At 51.0% G+C, this 19000-nt stretch carries 14 protein-coding genes; 5 read left to right on the forward strand and 9 right to left on the reverse strand.

Features of this window, described 5'->3' with window-relative positions; all coding sequences use genetic code 11:
• Window positions 1–129: 129 nt before the first annotated feature.
• From CEK71_RS13195 to purH, 4 genes are all read right to left on the reverse strand, one after another.
• Window positions 130–309 carry an AbrB/MazE/SpoVT family DNA-binding domain-containing protein gene (locus CEK71_RS13195; RefSeq protein ID WP_088619821.1) on the reverse strand — a complete coding sequence of 60 codons (180 nt, stop codon included), beginning with the start codon at window positions 307–309 and terminating at the stop codon, window positions 130–132.
• A 16-nt stretch (window positions 310–325) separates the two neighbouring features.
• Window positions 326–1603, reverse strand: a complete 1278-nt coding sequence (gene purD / locus CEK71_RS13200) for a phosphoribosylamine--glycine ligase (protein WP_088619822.1) — start codon at window positions 1601–1603, stop codon at window positions 326–328.
• Between the two features lie 287 nt (window positions 1604–1890).
• Window positions 1891–2016, reverse strand: coding sequence for a hypothetical protein (locus CEK71_RS23940; protein ID WP_269766549.1), 126 nt, complete (start codon window positions 2014–2016; stop codon window positions 1891–1893).
• A gap of 33 nt (window positions 2017–2049) precedes the next feature.
• Window positions 2050–3609, reverse strand: coding sequence for a bifunctional phosphoribosylaminoimidazolecarboxamide formyltransferase/IMP cyclohydrolase (gene purH, locus CEK71_RS13205; protein WP_088619823.1), 1560 nt, complete (start codon window positions 3607–3609; stop codon window positions 2050–2052).
• 281 nt (window positions 3610–3890) lie between these two features.
• On the opposite strand from purH, the gene CEK71_RS13210 reads away from it, so the two are divergent.
• From CEK71_RS13210 to lysA, 4 genes are all read left to right on the forward strand, one after another.
• On the forward strand, window positions 3891–5129 hold the full coding sequence (locus tag CEK71_RS13210) for an ATP-binding protein (RefSeq protein WP_088619824.1): 1239 nt from the start codon (window positions 3891–3893) through the stop codon (window positions 5127–5129).
• Window positions 5126–8473: a tetratricopeptide repeat protein gene (locus tag CEK71_RS13215; RefSeq protein WP_088619825.1), complete on the forward strand. Its 3348-nt coding sequence runs from the start codon at window positions 5126–5128 to the stop codon at window positions 8471–8473. Before CEK71_RS13210 ends, CEK71_RS13215 begins: the two co-directional genes overlap by 4 nt.
• 102 nt (window positions 8474–8575) lie before the next feature.
• The gene (gene lptM, locus CEK71_RS23650) at window positions 8576–8701 is read left to right on the forward strand and encodes an LPS translocon maturation chaperone LptM (RefSeq protein ID WP_103973786.1); all 126 of its coding nucleotides are present in this window, start codon (window positions 8576–8578) and stop codon (window positions 8699–8701) included.
• Between the two features lie 6 nt (window positions 8702–8707).
• Complete coding sequence (lysA, locus tag CEK71_RS13220) at window positions 8708–9955, forward strand: diaminopimelate decarboxylase (protein ID WP_088619826.1); 1248 nt, start codon at window positions 8708–8710, stop codon at window positions 9953–9955.
• Between the two features lie 468 nt (window positions 9956–10423).
• Here the strand turns inward: lysA and CEK71_RS13225 are convergent, their stop codons facing one another.
• From CEK71_RS13225 to CEK71_RS13245, 5 genes are all read right to left on the reverse strand, one after another.
• Complete coding sequence (locus CEK71_RS13225) at window positions 10424–11749, reverse strand: alginate export family protein (protein WP_088619827.1); 1326 nt, start codon at window positions 11747–11749, stop codon at window positions 10424–10426.
• Window positions 11750–11912: 163 nt separating this feature from the next.
• Complete coding sequence (locus CEK71_RS13230; RefSeq protein WP_408630491.1) at window positions 11913–13628, reverse strand: ABC transporter ATP-binding protein; 1716 nt, start codon at window positions 13626–13628, stop codon at window positions 11913–11915.
• Window positions 13629–13682: 54 nt separating this feature from the next.
• Window positions 13683–14699 carry an ABC transporter permease gene (locus CEK71_RS13235; protein WP_088619828.1) on the reverse strand — a complete coding sequence of 339 codons (1017 nt, stop codon included), beginning with the start codon at window positions 14697–14699 and terminating at the stop codon, window positions 13683–13685.
• 361 nt (window positions 14700–15060) lie between these two features.
• Window positions 15061–16452: a CmpA/NrtA family ABC transporter substrate-binding protein gene (locus CEK71_RS13240; RefSeq protein ID WP_088619829.1), complete on the reverse strand. Its 1392-nt coding sequence runs from the start codon at window positions 16450–16452 to the stop codon at window positions 15061–15063.
• Window positions 16453–16877: 425 nt separating this feature from the next.
• On the reverse strand, window positions 16878–17771 hold the full coding sequence (locus tag CEK71_RS13245; protein WP_088619830.1) for a LysR substrate-binding domain-containing protein: 894 nt from the start codon (window positions 17769–17771) through the stop codon (window positions 16878–16880).
• A 207-nt stretch (window positions 17772–17978) separates the two neighbouring features.
• On the opposite strand from CEK71_RS13245, the gene CEK71_RS13250 reads away from it, so the two are divergent.
• Entirely contained in the window at window positions 17979–18815 is an 837-nt protein-coding gene (locus CEK71_RS13250) for an EAL domain-containing protein (RefSeq protein ID WP_088619831.1), read from the forward strand.
• Window positions 18816–19000: the final 185 nt, after the last annotated feature.

Genomic DNA, 19000 nt, shown 5'->3' on the forward strand with positions numbered 1-19000 from the left:
AAACTGTTTTTTTAGTGCGGGTGCTGAGGGTTAAAATGGGGGGTAGAGCGGAGTGCAAAGGTCTTTAGCCTTTGCACGATGGCCTATAACCGTGTGTACCAACGTTCGGCCTAACATCGGATCCTATAGCTAAAGTTGCTCCTGTCTCTGTAGTTTACCAACATCTAATTCGTTATGCCGATTGCTGTCAGTAATGCCGTCAAGCAACGTCGCCAATATAAAAACGGGGTTTGCCGATTCGATAATGATACGCCCGTTCTCGGCACAAACTTCTATGCCTTGCTCTATATTTAATTGGGTGGCTTGCATGTTCTTACCGCAGGCCCTAAGCCTTAATCGCCTTAAAGCCAATATCGGTGCGGTAATAAATGCCATTCCAGTCGATTTTCGCCGCCAGTTCGTAAGCTTTGCGTTGTGCGGTGGCGATGTCTTCGCCTAAGGCACAAGCGCATAATACCCGCCCGCCTGCGGTAACGATGTCGTCGCCGACTTGCGCTGTACCCGCATGAAAAACTTTGCTGTCGTTGGCATCTTCACCCGGCAGGCCGGAAATGACCGCGCCTTTTTGGTAATGGTCAGGGTAGCCGCCCGCCGCCAACACGACACCTAAAGCCGCCCGTGCGTCCCATTCGCTGGTGGTGGTATTCAACTCGCCTGCCAAAGCCGCTAGGCACAACGCCACTAAATCGCTGTTCAGGCGCATCATAATCGGTTGGGTTTCGGGGTCGCCGAAGCGGCAGTTGAATTCCAAGACCTTAACCGAACCGTCCGGGGCGATCATCAGCCCGGCGTATAAAAAGCCTGTGTACGGAAGGCCGTCTGCCGCCATACCGTTTAAGGTTGCGGCGATGACTTCGCGCATGACGCGGTCGTGGATTTCGGGGGTGACGACCGGGGCGGGCGAATACGCGCCCATCCCGCCCGTGTTAGGGCCTTGGTCGCCGTTATCGCGGGCTTTATGGTCTTGCGAGGTCGCCATCGGCAGGGCGTGTTTGCCGTCGGCGATGACGATAAAGCTGGCTTCTTCGCCTTGCAGGAATTCTTCGATAACGACACGGTGTCCGGCTTCGCCAAACGCGTTGCCCGCCAGCATGTCTTCAACGGCATTCACCGCTTCTTGCTCGGTTTGCGCGACAATCACGCCTTTGCCCGCCGCCAGCCCGTCGGCTTTAACGACAATCGGCGCACCGTGTTGCTTGATGTAAGCAATGGCTTGGGCTTTATCGGTAAAGCTTTGGTAAGCGGCGGTCGGGATGTTATGGCGGCTTAAAAAGTCTTTACAAAACGATTTGGAGCCTTCCAATTGCGCCGCTTGTGCCGTAGGGCCAAAGCATTTCAGCCCGGCGGCGTGGAATTGGTCGACAATGCCCAGCACCAACGGCACTTCAGGGCCGATAATAGTCAGGCCTATCGCGTTGTCTTGGGCGAAAAACAGTAAGGCCGGAATGTTATCGACGGCAATATCGACATTTTCAATGCCGCTTTCCAATGCCGTGCCGGGATTGCCGGGGGCAACAAAGACTTTTTTGACCAGCGGGGATTGGCTGGCTTTCCAAGCAAGGGCGTGTTCGCGTCCGCCGCTGCCGACGATGAGGATATTCATAATGGATGGTCTCGGGTTTTAGCTGGATGTGGGGTCTGTGGGCTGGAGCATCACGGCCCTCAGTTACTCACAGTGGTGTTATTAATATGGCTAAGTAACGTGCATAAAATTAAGTCGGCGTTGCATTGCACCTCAGCGTGTTAAACCCCACCCCAGCCCTCCCCTTGGCAGGGGAGGGAGCTTATGGCTTCCCCATCATACAGGCGAAAATCAGGGGAAAAAAGCTCCTCCCCTGACAAGGGGGAGGCTGGGAGGGGGTTGCCGTACTTTCGCCTGTTCAACAGGTTTTATTTCATGTCCGCGCCTTTCAAAACGTCGCGCAATGCCTTGGCATCAGATTTTTTCGCTGCAAGCACAGCCAAACCCTCTTGAAGGCCAGTGGCAGATTGTGGCTTGGCGGTATCTTCGGGCATGGGGTTTCCTTTGTGACCGTACAAGGCAATGGATTAATGCCGGAAATGCCGCATTCCCGTAAACACCATCGCAATCCCATGTTCATCGGCGGCGGCGATGACTTCGCCGTCGCGCATGGAGCCGCCTGGATGGATGATGGCGGTCACGCCCGCTGCGGCGGCGGCATCAATACCGTCGCGGAACGGGAAGAAGGCATCGGAGGCCATGGCCGAACCGGACACCACTAAACCCTCATCAGCGGCTTTAATGCCCGCGATTTTCGCCGAATAGACGCGGCTCATTTGCCCCGCGCCCACGCCGATGGTCTGGCTGTTTTTGCAATACACAATGGCATTGGATTTGACAAACTTGGCGACTTTCCACGCAAACAGCATATCACGCAGTTCTTGCTCGGTCGGTGCGCGTTGGCTGACGACTTTCAGGTCGGCGGCGGTGATGGCACCTTGGTCTTTATCCTGTACCAGCAAACCGCCCGCGACGCGTTTAAAGTCCAATGACGTGCCTTCTTGCTCAGGCCATGCCCCGCACTCCAAAACGCGGATATTCTGCTTAGCGGCAAGCACGGTTTGTGCCGCTGGGCTGATGACCGGGGCGATAATCACCTCGACAAACTGGCGGCCTATAATTTCAGCAGCGGTTTCGGCATCGAGTTCGCGGTTAAAGGCGATAATGCCGCCGAACGCCGAAGTCGGATCGGTTTGGTAGGCCAGATTATACGCGCCCAGATTGTCGTCCGCTTGCGCCACGCCGCAGGGGTTGGCATGTTTAACAATCACACAGGTCGGCAAATCGGTAAAGGCTTTGACGCATTCTAACGCGGCATCGGCATCGGCGATATTGTTATAAGACAGCTCTTTGCCTTGCAGTTGCTTGGCGGCGGCCAGCGTACCGGAAGCGGGGGCTTTTTCACGGTAGAAGGCCGCGTTTTGGTGCGGGTTTTCGCCATAGCGCAAGGCTTGGTGATGCTCAAATTGTAAGTTTAAAGTCTCAGGGAAGGTCGTGCCGTTGAGCTTGCCCAAATAGTCGGCGATTTGCGTGTCATAATTGGCGGTATGGGCAAAGCATTTGACCGCCAACTGAAAACGCGTCTGACCGCCCAATTGGTTGGCATTGGCGCTCAGCTCGGCAAGGATAGTCGCGTAGTCTTCTGGGTTGACCACCACCGCCACATCGGCATGGTTTTTCGCCGCCGCGCGTAACATGGTAGGGCCACCGATGTCGATGTTTTCAATCGCCGTCTCAAAATCACAACCGGGTTTGGCGATGGTCGCCGCAAACGGGTACAGGTTAACCACCACCATATCAATCGGCAAAATGCCGTTCGCCGCCATAACCGCCTCATCAATGCCCCGACGGCCTAAAATGCCGCCATGCACTTTCGGGTGCAAGGTTTTAACGCGCCCGTCCATCATTTCTGGAAAGGCCGTGTAATCCGACACTTCCGTCACGGGTATTTGGTGTTCCGCCAAGGTTTTGGCCGTACCGCCCGTCGAGAGGATTTCAATCCCCAACTGGTTCAGTGTCCGGCAAAAATCAACGATGCCGGATTTATCGGAAACGCTGATTAACGCCCGTGTGATTGTTTTGTTCATGTCTGCCTTAATTATTAAAGAGTGTACAAAGGTTGGGGGCGGCTTTATAAAGCCGCTGCTGGATGTATTATAAACGGCTAGGGCATTCCTTCAATGGCTGATTCTTAGTGGCCGATGACTTTCTTATCAAAAGGGTCAAACAGACAGAAACCATTCGGGAAGCTTTTTAATGTTGAAATACAGATTGATCTCTCTATTTTTAAAAATATAGCAAACTTCCTATACAATTTATTTTAACTATAGCATAATTGCTATATATTAAATTTACTATAGTGAATATCATGAATATTGAAGCTGAAAATACCAACCTTAACGACTTTCCAAGTAAGATTACACCTCATATTGGCACCGAAGTGACGGGTGATAAATTTTTCCCGCGCAAAGCCTTGGCCGAAGAATTTGATAGTACAATGACCCGTACTAATGGTGCCAAGCTATTCGGTTTGCGTCGGATTGGCAAATCCAGCGAAGCGGCGGCGTGTTGCGAGCGCTTACAAGAAAAGGGTTTTGTCGTGGTTAAAGAAGATGCGCAAGGCATGGCCACTGAAGTTGATTTGTTACTTGCCATTTTACGAAAATTGCCAACTGACGGCTTATATGCACGGGCAATAAAACTGGTTGCTGACAATAATGCCATCACTAAAACGGTTTGTGACATGATTTCCAAAGCTACCATTGGAAAAACCGAAGATATATTGGCCTATATCGGCCCCATCATGGCCGCGGTTGAGCAAGCGATAGACCGCAATGAGCGGGTGGTTTTGGTGATTGATGAATTCCCATGGCTGTGCCGGAGCATTTTGCAAAGTGATGAGGCTAAAGGCATGGCTAGGGTCGATATGCTGTTGGCGGCTTTGCGCCGCTGGCGTAACAAAGGGATGTGCATGATGTTGATGGGTTCAATAGGCATGGTTGCTTTGGGTCGTCAATATAATTTGGATTTAAGCCACTTGAACGATTTGAGTCCGCTTAATACCCCGCCTTTTGAACCAGATGAAGCCAAGGCATTGATAGATGCGTTGGCTGTTGGGGGCAACATTCAAGATTGGACAGCAGATCATACCGCCACCTTACTTGCTGAAACAGTCGCTTTTTATCCGGCTATTTTGCAAAAAGGTTTCGAGCAAACGACTCTAGGCGGCAAAGCCGTCAGCGTTGGCCGCTTTGCTGATTTATTTGCTGATAAAGTCCGCCCGGATTTTGACGACACTTATTACCAGCAATTCGACAAACGGCTTAAGTTTTACCGTGAGTTACCCGCCCCGCTGCCTGGTTTGCTCAATGCTGTTTTGCTTGCGGTGATGAAAAACAACGGGGCAATTGGGCGTGATTCCGTGCATGAGATGCTTGCCCAAGCAACCGAAGTGTCTGATGCTGACTTAGGTGATGCCCTGAATATCTTGCGTGAAGACGGATTTTTGGCGGTTCGGGCGCATCGTGATGGTAGCCAGCAATGGCGGCCCGCTTCGGATTTGATGCGGGCTTGGTGGCAACAGCGTCGTGGCGGTATACAACGATGAAACACGAACGTTTGATTGAAACTTTTAATACCCACCGCATGTCGGCGGCGGTTGTGCAAGCGGTCGCCACTGCCCGTGATATGGAACTGGAGGAGGTGATGCAAGCCGTGCGCCGTGCCGCAAATCAGCCGCAACAGATTCCGCAACATCTCATTGTTTACGGCGAGCGCGGTTCCGGTAAATCATTTTTGATGCGCATGGTCGAAATTGCCATTGAGCGGCTAGTGCAGGAAGAAAACCTGCCCGTTGTCGCGGCCCTATTGCCCGAAGAACAATACAACATCCGCACCGCCCCGCAACTACTGTTAGCCATTGCCGCCAAAGTACGCGGTGCGGGATGGCAAGACTCTGCATTCACCTTAGATTTCCGCCCGCTACAAGAAGCCTGGGAAGCAGCCGTCAGCGAACTCGAAGCCGCGTTAGATCAGCGTTTTGGTCAAGGTTTTGGCATCGTGGTCGCTATGATAGAAAATTTCGACACGCTCACCCGTAACTTATTTGGCAGCAGTAACGCCACCCAGAAAAAAACCGCTAGCACCCGTGCCATCGAGCAAAGCTCAGCCGAGCAATTGTTGCGTAAATTGATGAACACCAAAGGCTCGCGCTTGATGTTGGTCGCTGCCGCTACTGGCACGGTCGATCAAGATTATGAACGCCCGCTGTTTCAGGCGTTTAAAACCGTGGATTTGCGGATCTGGACTAGTGATGATTGCATCGCTTATTTCAACCGCCGCCGTGACTTGGAGCAACAAGCCCACTTATCCCTTCCAGAGGAAGCCCGCGCCCGAGCCATTGCCGAATTCATTGGTGGCAATCCGCGTCTTGCGCAATTGTTGGGTGAAGTGCTGGCGACCTCTGATGCGCATGGCATCGCCGCCACATTGGATGCGTTAAGTGACCACCTTGCTGACTACTACCGCCGCCGCCTTGATGACCTGCCGCCACAAGCCGCCGCTTTGCTGGATGCCCTAATCCGTAAAGGCGAACCCTGTACCCAAACCGAATTGGCGGCACGGGTTGGGGCCAATTCCCAAGCGCAAATTGCCGATGCCTTTAGTTACCTGCTGTCCAGCCGATTGTTGGTTGCTGGGGCGGATAAGCGCGGGGCGGGTAGGCTATACCGTTTGCAGGATCGGTTGTTTGTGCATTTCTATCGCCGCCGTTATGGTGAGCCGGAAAACGCGCAAGGGCTGGCGCCCATTGCTGAGTTGTTGGAAAGCTTTTTTACGCGAAACGAGCGCGAGCAGCAAGCGCGGCGGCATTTGGAAGCCGGGGAGTGGGCCAATGCGAGGCTGTTTGTAATCAATAACCCGATGGCGAAATTGCCGTCCGATGGCTTTTGTCCGTATCGGGATGAGGCCACAATCGGGATGCCATCGGAATTGTTCCAATTGGCTGGTTTAAATGCGGATGAAGCGATTAGGGCGCAAACCGAGTTAAAAGCACATCCCGATTTGGCCGTTAAGTATTGGCACGATAAGGCTAATGGTGCGGGTTCTGCCTTAAGCAGAGCAGCGTCCTGGCTGTTGGAGGCGAATGCGCTCTGCCGCTGCCTGATGGATAGCCAAGCCGAAGAGGTATTGGTTAAAGCATTACACCTATCTGAGGCAAATGGCGATAGCGATGCGCAAATTTTAGCATTAAGCGAAATGGCGACATTTTATGTGCATCGGCTAAAAGATCAGGATAAAGCTTTAGGTTTAGCCGCCAAAGCAGGGGAGTTAGCCGGGCAAGCACAAAATAACTGTGTCCGCGCAAAAGCTCTCCATTGCAAGGCTTGGAGTGTTTCGACAGCCGAAATGGGGGGGGGGCTTGAAGCTATTGGAATATTAGATGCGGCCTATGGTTTGGCATCGGATAGGGGGTTACAAGTCCATATCCTACTTCTTAAGTCGCAGGTGCTTGATAAGCTTCAGCGTTACGGTGAAGCTCTCGCCGTATTAATACAAGTCGTGGATTTGGCGTTAATAACAGGTTTGGTTTATATTCGAATTGAAGCACTGGCATCAATGGGTGTTGCGCTATTTAATCAAAAAGACTACGAAAAATCCGAGGCGGTCTGTAACCAAGCCTTACAACTGGCTGTTGATATAAGCGATCAAAGAAGCCAATGCCGCCTATTATGCTTGCAAGCGGGTAACCTGCGTGAACTGAAACGCTTGGATGAAGCGTGTGATATTGCCCGTAAAGCGGCCAAACTTGCCAAAACACTTGGTGATTTGGAAGCTCAGGGGGTGGCATTATTAATTGTCGGCTTTGTGTTGATTTGTCATGGCAAATTTAAAGAGGCCAATAGCGAACTTGAACAAGCGGAGAGTCTAGCGAAAAAAGTGGGTAAGGTTCATCTACAATTGAAGGCTATAATTGATAGGGCTTGGTGTTTGGCACTGGACAATCAATACGAACCCGCAATTAAGCTGGCTCAGATGGCTATCGATACGGCGATCCAAACAATGGCCCATGCCGATCAACATGCTGATGCGCTCAGGTTGACAGCTTGGTGTCTTGGCAAGCTAGGCCGTACAGACGAAGCATTGGGTACATTTGTTGCAGCTTTCGATATGGCTAAGGTAGCGGGTCAAAAACAACTGCTCATCGCAATTTTAGAAGACCAGTTCGATAGCTTAGGATGGCAAGCATTAGCCCTTGCAAGAGTGACCATCGCCGAATTGCTCAATACCGCTTTTATTAATGACTTATGGGCTGCCCGCCAGATTTTCTTTGAATCCGCGATGTTGGAGCAAGCCGCTGATGTTGTGGATGTTTTTGCCACTTGCCTAGTTGACGTTAATAGCGATGACAAAGCACAATTGTTGCAGGCCCTGCTTGATGAAGTTCAAGGGGCGGTTGCCTATAATGATTGCTGGGAGGCGTTCACCGCTTGCTTGCTACAGCATCCACAAGCCCTATCGCTCTTGACGGCGTGGCAGGGTTTTGAGGGGGTAGGCTGGGTGTGGGGCTGGCAAGTCAAAAACCAAGGCCGGGCAGAAACCTACGCGCTAGTTGTGCGCCAATTGTCCGCTATCGAACGGCTTATAGAGATATTACCTGTAGAAAAAGCTCTCAATCATTATTTGGGCGAGTTGGTCAACGGGTTGGTGAACAGTTGCGATGATGCGGGTTTTCTGCAAGATTTTGCCGAATTGTTGGAAGGGCGTTTTGACGGCCAAACGGTTTCCGCCGAAGTGCAACGGCTCCGCGCTTTTGCACAAGTCCATGCGGCTAAGGATAAAGAGCAAGTCCTCCAACGCCTAGATCCAGACTTGGCTCTCGCTATTCGTCTGATTTTAGGTTTACCTGAACCCGATGATGTGCAGATGAAAGGTCGGAAGAAAGGGCGTTAAATGAAGTCGGAGGGTAGTTTGTATATCCGATATTTATTTCCCCAATGTCGTTTAGATTTACGCTACTATAAGCCATTACCCACACTTGCGAACGCCAAGAACATGTCTAGCCCTAAAATAATCTTATTTTTACTGTTAAACTTATTGCTTACCGCTTGCGGTCAACCTGGGCCGCTTTATCTGCCGGATAAAGCCCCACCTACCCCTACACAACCGGACAAAAAATAACAAACTATGGACTATTTTAATTATCAAAACAATGAGCTGTTTGCCGAAGCGGTGGCCGTGCAGGATATTGTTTATCAATTTGGCAGCCCTTGCTATATCTATTCGCGTGCGACGCTGGAGCGGCATTGGCGGGCGTTTGATAGCGCGTTTGGTGCTATACCGCATTTGGTGTGTTATGCGGTTAAGGCTAATTCTAATTTAGGCGTGTTGAATGTGCTGGCGCGGTTGGGGTCGGGGTTTGATATTGTCTCGTTGGGGGAAATGGAACGGGTTTTGGCGGCGGGTGGTGATGCGAAAAAAATCGTCTTTTCCGGGGTCGGTAAGCGTGAGGATGAAATTCTGGCCGCGTTAAAAGCGGGTATCCGTTGTTTTAATATTGAAGTTAGCGGTGAGTTGGACCGGATCAATAATCTGGCCGGACAATTGGGCGTGGTCGCGCCCGTGTCGTTTCGGGTGAATCCCGATGTCGATGCCAAAACCCATCCGTATATCTCGACAGGCCTGAAAGAAAATAAATTCGGTATCGACATTGATACGGCCATCGCCGAGTACCGCCGTGCCGCCGCCCTGCCGTATATTAAGGTGGTGGGTATTGATTGCCATATCGGTTCGCAATTGACCGAAACGCGGCCTTTTTTGGATGCGTTGGATAAGTTGCTGGACTTGGTGGCGACCTTGCGGGAAGAGGGTATCCATCTGCACCATTTAGATTTAGGCGGCGGTTTGGGCATTTGTTATAAGGATGAGCAGCCACCCCAGCCTGCACAATATATCCAAGCGGTGTTGGAACGTTTGGGGCAGCACAGTTATGAGATTCTTTTGGAACCGGGGCGCGCGATTGTCGGTAATGCGGGGATTTTGGTCACGCAAGTGGAGTATCTGAAACCGACCGCTAATAAGAATTTTGCCATTGTCGATGCGGCGATGAATGATTTGTTGCGCCCGTCGCTGTACGGGGCGTGGCAGGAAATTATTCCGGTCAGTCCGCATGATGATGCGCCGTTAGTGCATTGGGATATTGTCGGCCCAGTGTGCGAAACCGGGGATTTTTTGGGTAAAGAGCGGTTGCTGAAACTGGCGGTCGGCGATTTGCTGGCGGTGCGCTCGGCGGGGGCTTATGGTTTTAGTATGAGTTCCAATTACAATTCTAGGCCACGGGTCGCCGAGGTGATGGTTGACGGGGCGCAATGCCATTTGGTGAGGGCTAGGGAAACCTTGGCGCAATTGTGGGCGGGGGAGAGCTTGTTGCCGTAGTAGGGTCTGGATATTTTGCTTTTGCTATCAATTTCTTAGCGTAGGTCGGGCAAGCGGTTCTGCCCAACATTTCCCACTATCGCCAGTTGCAAAATATCCGCTTTAAGGTAAATGCTTAACGATAAGACACGCCAAGCCGCACGGCTTGTGTCGGGCAGAACCGCTTGCCCGACCTACGCGAAATAGGTCGGTTTATTTTTTAATGCATTGATTGCCAACGCCGATAAAGCGGGCATGGATGTTGATGCCATTGCCGCCATTGTCCAGTTAGATGCTGCTGAGGTCGCGGCGATTTTGGCAAGCTGTGCCGATAAGGCGCAGTAGCGGGGGGGGGGAGCCGAAGGAGGAGGCAGGAAAAATGCGCGGTGCTTCGTTTGGCCGCTTTCCCATTCCCGCCCCTGAAGTGAAGGGTGGGAACGGGGGCAGAAAACGGATGCCTAGCTGTATTGGCTTGTCGGCACAGGCGGTTTAAAAGCTGATGTTGCCTTGCAGCCAGATTTTTTGGGTATCGGTGCTTTTAAAGGTCGGGTCGAGGTTGTCGCCGGCGTGGTAGTAAGCGTATTTTGCCAGCAAGCTATAATGCTTGCCGAACTTTTGCACGGCTTGGAAATTCCACTCGTCGCCGTAATCATAGCGGCCACCGTCATCGGTATAGGCATGGTAAATGCCGCTGACCACTAAGTCGCCGCGTTGGAACGGAACCATCACGGTACCGAAGACATCGCGGATACCGTTGCTAGGCGTGGTTAGGAACAAATCCGCCCAGCCTTGGAAGGCGTGGTTAGTGCCTAAAGGGGTGTCAAAGGTTTTGTTCAGGCCGGAACCGTCCAGTTGTTCCATGGCCCCTTGGAACATGATGTTATAGGCGCTTAAGCCGCCCATGACGTTGTAGCGTTCGGCTTCGTACCCGGTCGGGCCATTGCCGTAGTTGCTTTGATGGCTCCATTCCGCGGTGTAAGCCAAGCCAAAGTGGTCGCTGATTTTGTACGAGTCTAGCGGTTTGACGCAGCAAGTGGCGCGTAAGCCGTAAGTTTGGCTGGATTTTTCGTAGTTGGCTTTTTCGGTGTAGTCTAACAAGTAACCATAACCAATCAGGTTGCCGTAATCGCCCATTTTGTAGTTCAGGTTTAGGATCGGGGCTTGGACGTTATCGGTGGTGCCGGTAAAGGTTTGTACGTTGGCGATATAGCCCGCGTTCACGACCAAACCGAACAGGGTTTGGTTGTTATGGGTCAGCAGTACCGAATCGTAAGTTTGTTCCATTTGCCGCCAGCCGACGTTACCGATAAAGCGGTCATCGTCCAATTTGATGCGCTGTCTGCCGAGTTTAATGAGGTTGTCGGGGATGCCGGAGTAGGCCAGCCAGAATTGGTTCAGCTCGCTGCGGTCAGGGTCGGCGACTCTTGAATATAACGGGTTGCCGTTGGGCAAGGTGTTGTTATATTCGTCTTCTATCGCTAAATTACCTTCATATTCGGCGTAGGCTTGTAAGCCTACGAAGGTCGGGGTGAGGTAGCCTAAACGCAGGCGGGCGGTATTGGCGTTGGCGGTTAACGGTTGCTTGGCGGCGGGCAACACCGTGCCGGTCGGGGCAAAGCGGTTGTCTTCGTTAACGTTTTCATAACGGTAGTTCAAGTCGAACTTAATCGCGCCATTATGGCCGTAGTGGTAAAAGTTAAGCGCGTCCTCGATTTGTTGGGTCAATCCCGCCGAGGCAGGTAGGCTGACGACAGATAGTGACAAGAGTAGGGCCGAGATGGAACCCGACAGTTTCTTTTGTTGTTGCTTAGGCATAAAGCCTCCCTTTGTTGGTAATGAAAAAGATATTGGTGGGATAATGGGTCGATGTTCCCATCAGCCCATCACGTCTTGGGTTTACCGAAAGACGGGATGGGTTTTCCGTTCATACTATATAGCTAGCTTAGGTAAAGCTCTTGTGAGGTCTCGCTATGGCGGCTTAATGGGTGTGGTCGCACTCGGTTAAAAAGGTCAGAATGCTTTCGCGGTAGTGGTAATAGTCGTTATGGGTCAATAAGGCTTTACGGGTGCGCGGGCGGGGCAAATCAATCTCTTGGATTTTGCCGATTTTGGCATGGGGGCCGTTGGTCATCATGATCACGCGGTCGGCCAGCAGAATCGCCTCGTCGACATCATGGGTCACGACAATGGCGGTCACATGGGTGCGCTCCCAAACTTCCATCAGCACTTCTTGCAATTCCCAGCGGGTTAAGGAGTCGAGCATCCCGAACGGCTCGTCTAAGAGCAACAATTTGGGCGATAGGGCGAAAGCACGGGCAATGCCGACCCGTTGGCGCATACCGTTGGACATGTCGCCGGCTTTTTTGCGCAGGGCATCGCCTAGGCCGACGCGGGTCAGATAATACTCAACAATGTCTTCCCGTTCCGATTTGCTGGCATGGGGATAAACTTTATCGACACCGAGCATGACGTTTTCAAACGCGGTCAACCACGGGAACAGGCTAGGGGCTTGGAAGACTACGCCTTTATCAGGGCCGGCACTGTCCACTTCGCGGTTGTCGAGGATAATGCCGCCCTCGGAAATTGAAGTCAAACCTGCCGCCATCGATAATACGGTGGATTTGCCGCAGCCGGAATGGCCGATAATGGAGATGAATTCGCCTTTTTTCATTTTCAGGTCAAAACCATCAACCACTTTTACCGTACCGTTACCGTTGGCTTTAGGGTAGATTTTCGACAATTGCGAAAACTCCAAGTAGCGGGGCCTGCCCAGATTATCCTGTTCTGGCTTTAAGGTCGGTGCGCCAGATTTCCAATCGTTGCTGGTATTCGGGCGGACATTGGGCAGGACGATCTTGTCGCCTGGGGTGTCTTGGGTTTTTGCCATGCCGATAGCCATCAAGTATTGGGTGATTTCCGCCCGCAAACGTTTGAATTCTTCGTTATGGTTTAAGGCCGTGCGGTCACGCGGGCGCTCAATCGTCACCGGAAAATCGGGGCCGAAAGTGGCATCAGGGCCTAGATTGAGCGGAATGACGCGGTCTGCCATATAAATGGCCTCATCGACATCATTGGTGATGAGGATGACGGTTTTCTTTTCTTGCTCCCAGATGGACAGGATCTCATCTTGCAAGTTACCGCGTGTCAAAGCGTCTAAGGCGCTGAGCGGTTCGTCCAATAACAAAATGTCCGGGTTTGCCGCCAAAGCCCGCGCCACGTTGACACGTTGGCGCATCCCGCCGGACAGTTCGGCGGGTTTTTTATCCATGGCCGCGCCTAGATTCACCATGCGCACATATTTTTCGGTATGGGCTTTACGTTGCTCGACCGTCCAGTCCTTAAAAATTTCATCGACCGCTAAGGCGACGTTTTCAAACACAGTCAACCACGGCATCAGCGAATAGTTTTGGAACACCACGCCGCGATCGGGCCCAGGGCCAGTAATGGGTTTGCCTTGTTTTAACACCTGACCGCTATCGGCTTGAATTAAACCCGCCAAGGTAGAGATTAACGTAGTTTTTCCGCTACCCGAAAAGCCGACAATAGCAATAAACTCGCCGTCTTTAATTGACAGGTTGATATTCTTTAAGATCGAGGTTTTGTCTTTGCCGTCACCGTACGATTTACAGACATTAATCAATTCGACCAGCGGCAATTCCGGGTCATTGGAAGGCGTGTTAGGGATTGATGACATAGCAGTGTTAACAAGTTTAAGTTTTGCGGCTGCGCTCATGGCGGGCTCCGGGGGTTACAGTGATCGGCCAAAAGAGAAGACTTTTTGGAAAGACTGCATGATACGGTCGAGAATGAAGCCGATAATGCCAATGGTGAATACGGCGACCATAATGCGGCCTAGCGAGTTGGAGCTGCCGTTTTGGAATTCGTCCCAGACGAACTTGCCCAAACCGGGGTTTTGCGCCAACATTTCGGCGGCGATCAACACCATCCAGCCCACGCCCAGCGACAGTCTCATGCCAGTAAAAATATACGGCAATGCCGAAGGCAAGATGATTTTTTGGATTTGGGTCACATAGTTCAAGCGCAACACTTTGCCGACGTTGACTAAATCCTTGTCAATGGAGGATACGCCCACCGCCGTGTTAATCAGGGTCGGCCATAGCGAACACAGGGTGACAGTAATGGCGGAGGTCAGGAAGGATTTTTCAAACCACGAGTCATCGGTACTCACATACACAGAACTGACGATGAGGGTAACTATCGGTAGCCAGGCCAGCGGGGATACAGGCTTAAAAATTTGTATGATCGGGTTGAGGGCAGTGTTGATGATACTGCTCATACCGCAGAGGATGCCTAAGGGAATGGCGACCAGCGTCGCAATGATAAAGCCCGCAAATACGGTGCGCAGGCTAGTCAAAATTTGGTCAAGATAAGTCGGTTTGCCGGTATAAGGGCGTTTTTTCACTTCGGCGTTAGGGTTTTCCGCGAGCATTTTATCGTCACGCGCTTGTTGGCGTTGGTAAAATTCGACTTCTTTTTGGCGTTCGGCGTAATGCGCCTCCAGTAAGCCGCCCGCTTCCTCCCAAACGGCTGAAGGGCCTGGAATCGCACCTAAGCTGGTATGGACTTTAGAGGCGGAGAAGCTCCACATCCCTAAAAACAGCATGAAGGCAATAATGGGGATACCCATAATCAGCCATAATTCGCGCAGTTGTTGGCTGGGGTTTTCGCCCGTCGCCAGTTTTACCAGCGGGACAAACCATGTCAGCCCGGCGATATTGAGAAATTTGATTAATTGATGGCTCATAATGACCCCTAGCAGGCGTGCGCCGCTGATAAAAATAGAATGTGTCGTAAAAAAAAGTGCATCCTTGCACTAAACCTAACCGCCTTGTCTAACCAGGAACACTCACTTACGAGTTGGATGATGCTGTAACATATACTTCAAACGGCCAGGTTTTCGGTTTTTTTGGTAGGGTACGCTGTACCCTCAGGGGCATAAATGCGTACCTTTAAAAAATCCTCATAAAAATCAGTGTAAAAGGTACGCGCAGCGTACCCTACGGTGAATTGTAAAAGCCGAAAACTTGGCCGTTCACAGTATAGTTGCTTTTTAGGGGTGGGGATTCCTAACGTGCGGGCAAGATGCCCGCGCTCCCTGCTAGGGGTTAGTCAACCACTTTACCGCCGACCACTTTTTGTTTGCCTTTCAGGCCAATCGGGAATTGTTCCAAATAGGCGTTAGGCTTGTTGGCATCAAAGGCCATTTTGTCGATAAAGAAGTTTTGCGAAGGTTTGATGCTGGTGTCGGCAGGAAAATCGGCCGCCTGGGCTTTGCCTTCGGCAACCAGTTCTTTGGCGGCAGCTAAGTAAATGTCCGGGCGATAGACTTTTTTCGCGGTTTCCATGTACCAGTTATCAGGCTTAAATTCGCTGATCATGCCCCAACGGCGTAACTGGGTGAGGTACCATACCGCGCTGCTGTAAGAGGGGTAGCTGGCACCGTTACGGAAGAAGGTGTTAAAGTCGGGTAAGGGGCGTTTGTCGCCTTTTTCATATTCAAAGGTGCCGGTCATACTGTTGGCTAAGACTTCGTAGTCCGCGCCCACATACTGTTTTTGCGCCAACATCTCAATGGCTTCTTTGCGGTTTTTGTTGTTGTCGGCATCCAACCAGATAGCGGCGCGGATTAAGGCTTTAACCACGGCCAAATGGGTGTTGGGGTTTTTGTCCGCCCACGCTTTGGTCACGCCAAAAACTTTTTCCGGGGTGTCTTTCCAGAGTTCGTCATCGGTGACGACGGGAACACCTATGCCTTTAAACACGGCTTGTTGGTTCCAAGGTTCGCCGACGCAATAGCCGTTAATAGTGCCGGATTCCAAGGTCGCAGGCATTTGTGGCGGTGGGGTGACGGAGAGCAGGGCATCGGCATCCAATTGCCCGGAGGTGTCTTGGGGTGGGGCATAAAAGCCCGGTTTAATGCCGCCTGCCGCCAACCAATAGCGTAGTTTTAGGTTATGGCTACCAATTGGGAAGGTCATCGCCATATTGAATGGCTTGCCCGCACTTTTGAATTTGTCGACTACAGGCTTTAGGGCATCGGCTTTAATGGGATGTACGGGTTTGCCGCCTCCCATCGGTACGTTCGGTTTCATTTGTTGCCAAACGTCATTGGATACGGTGATGGCGCTGCCGTTAAAACCCATGCTGAACGCGGTGACGATGTCGGCTTGCGCACCAAAGCCGACGCTCATGCCCAAGGGGGCGGGGGCTAGCATGTGCGAGCCGTCCAATTCGCCGCTGACCACGCGGTCCATGACCACTTTCCAGTTGGCTTGCGCTTCTAATTGGACAAACAGGCCTTCGTCTTCAAAGAAGCCTTTTTCAAAAGCGACCGCGAGCGGGGCCATGTCGGTCAGTTTAATGAAACCGAATTTAAGGTTTTCTTTTTCAATGTTGGCTACGGCAATGGCATCAGAAGCAAAAGCCAAAGTCGTCAAGGCGGTAACGGCAGAAAGTGCAGTTACCCATTTTTTGAGGGTCAGTCCGGTTTTTTTCATGGTGGCTTTTCCTGTATGGAATTTCGGGCAAAAAAAAAGGCGTCTCCAAATCGTAGGTCTACATGAGACCATTCGATTTTTCGACGCCTTTGTCAAATACTCAACAGTGAGCTAAGGTTTTGGTTCCGTCTTTAGAACCATTGCAAATAATAAAGCAGGACTTGTGCCAAATTTTTTTATTTGGAAGGTGCGGTAAGTTTTTTAATATAAAACAATACCTTGTTTTTCTATGTCAACAGTTTGGCAGGAGGGTAATGGGCTGAAAAGCGACAATAAGTGCTGTTTTCGCTTCAATTTCGTGCGGTTATGTAGGGTTTCTGCACCAATCCCGAACGGTTGCAGGGCTGTTGGCTAAAGCTCGATGATGGAGTGAAAGGTCTGACCCGTGCAGATGGCCCAATTATTTTCTGCCTGTTCTATAAACGTTAATAGTCCTTACCCGCCAACAGCAGTTCTTCAATAAAATGCTGGCTGTAGAGCGGCAGATAATTTTGTTTTAAATAAGCGATTTTGGTGCTGGACAGGGGAATCAGGTGTGACAGGTCACGGGCGCACAGGTCTTGGTCGATGTCGGCATCGTAAGCCATGCCGGCGATAAGGCCTACGCCCATACCTAAGCGGACGTAGGTTTTTATCACATCGGTATCGGCTGCGGCTAAGATAATGTCCAGTTCATAACCCGATTGCTTAAAGGCGGACTCAATATTGGAACGCCCGGTAAAGCCGAAGCTGTAGGTGAGTATCGGTTGCGCCGCCAAGCGTGCGTAAGTCAGTTCGCCTTCGCAGAGCGGGTGGCCTTTGGGCATGACCACGCTATGGTGCCATTCGTAGCAAGGTAACGTGACTAAGGCAATATCAGTAGCGACCCTTTCGGTGCAGATGGCAATGTCAGCCTTATGCACATGCAGTTGGTGGATCAGTTGTTCGGGCGAGGCTTGCACCATGTAAATCCGTACGCCTGGATATTTTTTTCGGAACCGTTGGATGGGTTTGGGCAAAAAATATTTGGCTTGGGTGTGGGTGGTGGCGACATGGATAGTGCCTTGGTTGCTGTCGAGAAAATCGGCGGCAATCGTTTGGATGTTAAGCTTGGCCTGGCAGATGGTGGTGACTTCCGACATCACCCGTTTGCCTAAGGGGGTTAAGGCCATTAATTTTTTGCCGCTACGCTCAAATAGCGGCGAGCCTAATTCTTCCTCAAAGAGCTGTAATTGCCGGCTGACGGCCGATTGGACGACATGCATTTTGTCGGCGGCTTTAGACAAGTTCAGTTGGGTTTCCTGCAAAATGCGCAGCAGTTCGATTTGGCTTAAGTTCATGGTTTTTCAAAGGTCGTCTGAGTGTGGCGGTTAACGCAGGTTTATTATATCTGTTTATTCGATATAAAAATCTAAACATATCGTTTTGTTAAAAATAAAGATGACTTTATTATGTTGACCAACAGCAAAAAGACGGCACTATGGTACGCTTATAAACGTCTTGCCAGTCCGGCTTAGACAACACAACATTATAATTAGGAGAAAAAAATGCCTTTACAACAGCTTGTTAATCATTTCAATGAGCGTTTCGCTAACGAACACCATTCCGACCTGCACCCTTTTATTTTGGAAAACAACCGCGTTAGCGGTCTGTTTGGGCCTATCCGTATCAGCAGCACCTTTACGCCTGTCCGTTCCGGCGACAACCACGAAGTGCTGACCGGACATATCGCCCAATTATCGGTGGCACCTTATGATGGTTTCCAACATGCGTCGCACGACGGCAAAAAAAATGCGGCGGATTTTCAATCCATCATCAACCTTGACCGTTTGTCCAGAACTGTCCACATGCTGAATTATCTGCCGTTTTCCCATTTGGGTGGGGTTTTGTTCTTAGATGTGGATCCCCGCCACGTTTTGGGGGTCAGCAGTAACCATGGCGCGTATTTTGAAGAAGTGATCGCCAAATGCGGCTTGGCAACAAAAAATGTCGTGATTTCCATCGCGGTTAATAATTTTTATGCCTTGCACCATGATGAACTGTTGGAAGGCCTGCAAAATTATCGCCAGCGCGGTTATAAAATCGCTTTGAATATCGGCCATTTATATGCCGCTAATGGTTTGGTGGATCTGATTTCTAAGCTTTCTCCCGATTATCTGCGGGTCAACGCGCCAGGTTCAGGCCAGGGCGATTTGGATGTACAAATTACTTGGCCTTCGGCGTTAAGCTCGTTAAAAGAACTCATTGACTTGCTGGGAGGACAAACGGTTCTGCAACAAGTGGATGAAAAAGAGCAGGCGTTCATCGTATCCTCAGTTGGTTTTAATTTAGTGCAAGGCCGTTATTATGATCTGTTGGCGGTCGATCACTTAAGATGCTTGTAAAGTCTCCATGTGGGCAATATGATTGCCCCCGCCCTCTAAACCCTCTTCTTCGTGAAGGGGGTTCTTTTTTTCTCCGCTATTTTACTCACCGCCATGCTCTGTAAGGCGGTTCACCGTCTCTGATCACCGTCATATCCTAAAAGTAACACTCTCCCTAAGCTATCGGCAAAGACTGAAAGCCTTTG

It is taken from the genome of Methylovulum psychrotolerans, from assembly GCF_002209385.1.
GTDB classification, from domain to species: Bacteria; Pseudomonadota; Gammaproteobacteria; order Methylococcales; family Methylomonadaceae; genus Methylovulum; species Methylovulum psychrotolerans.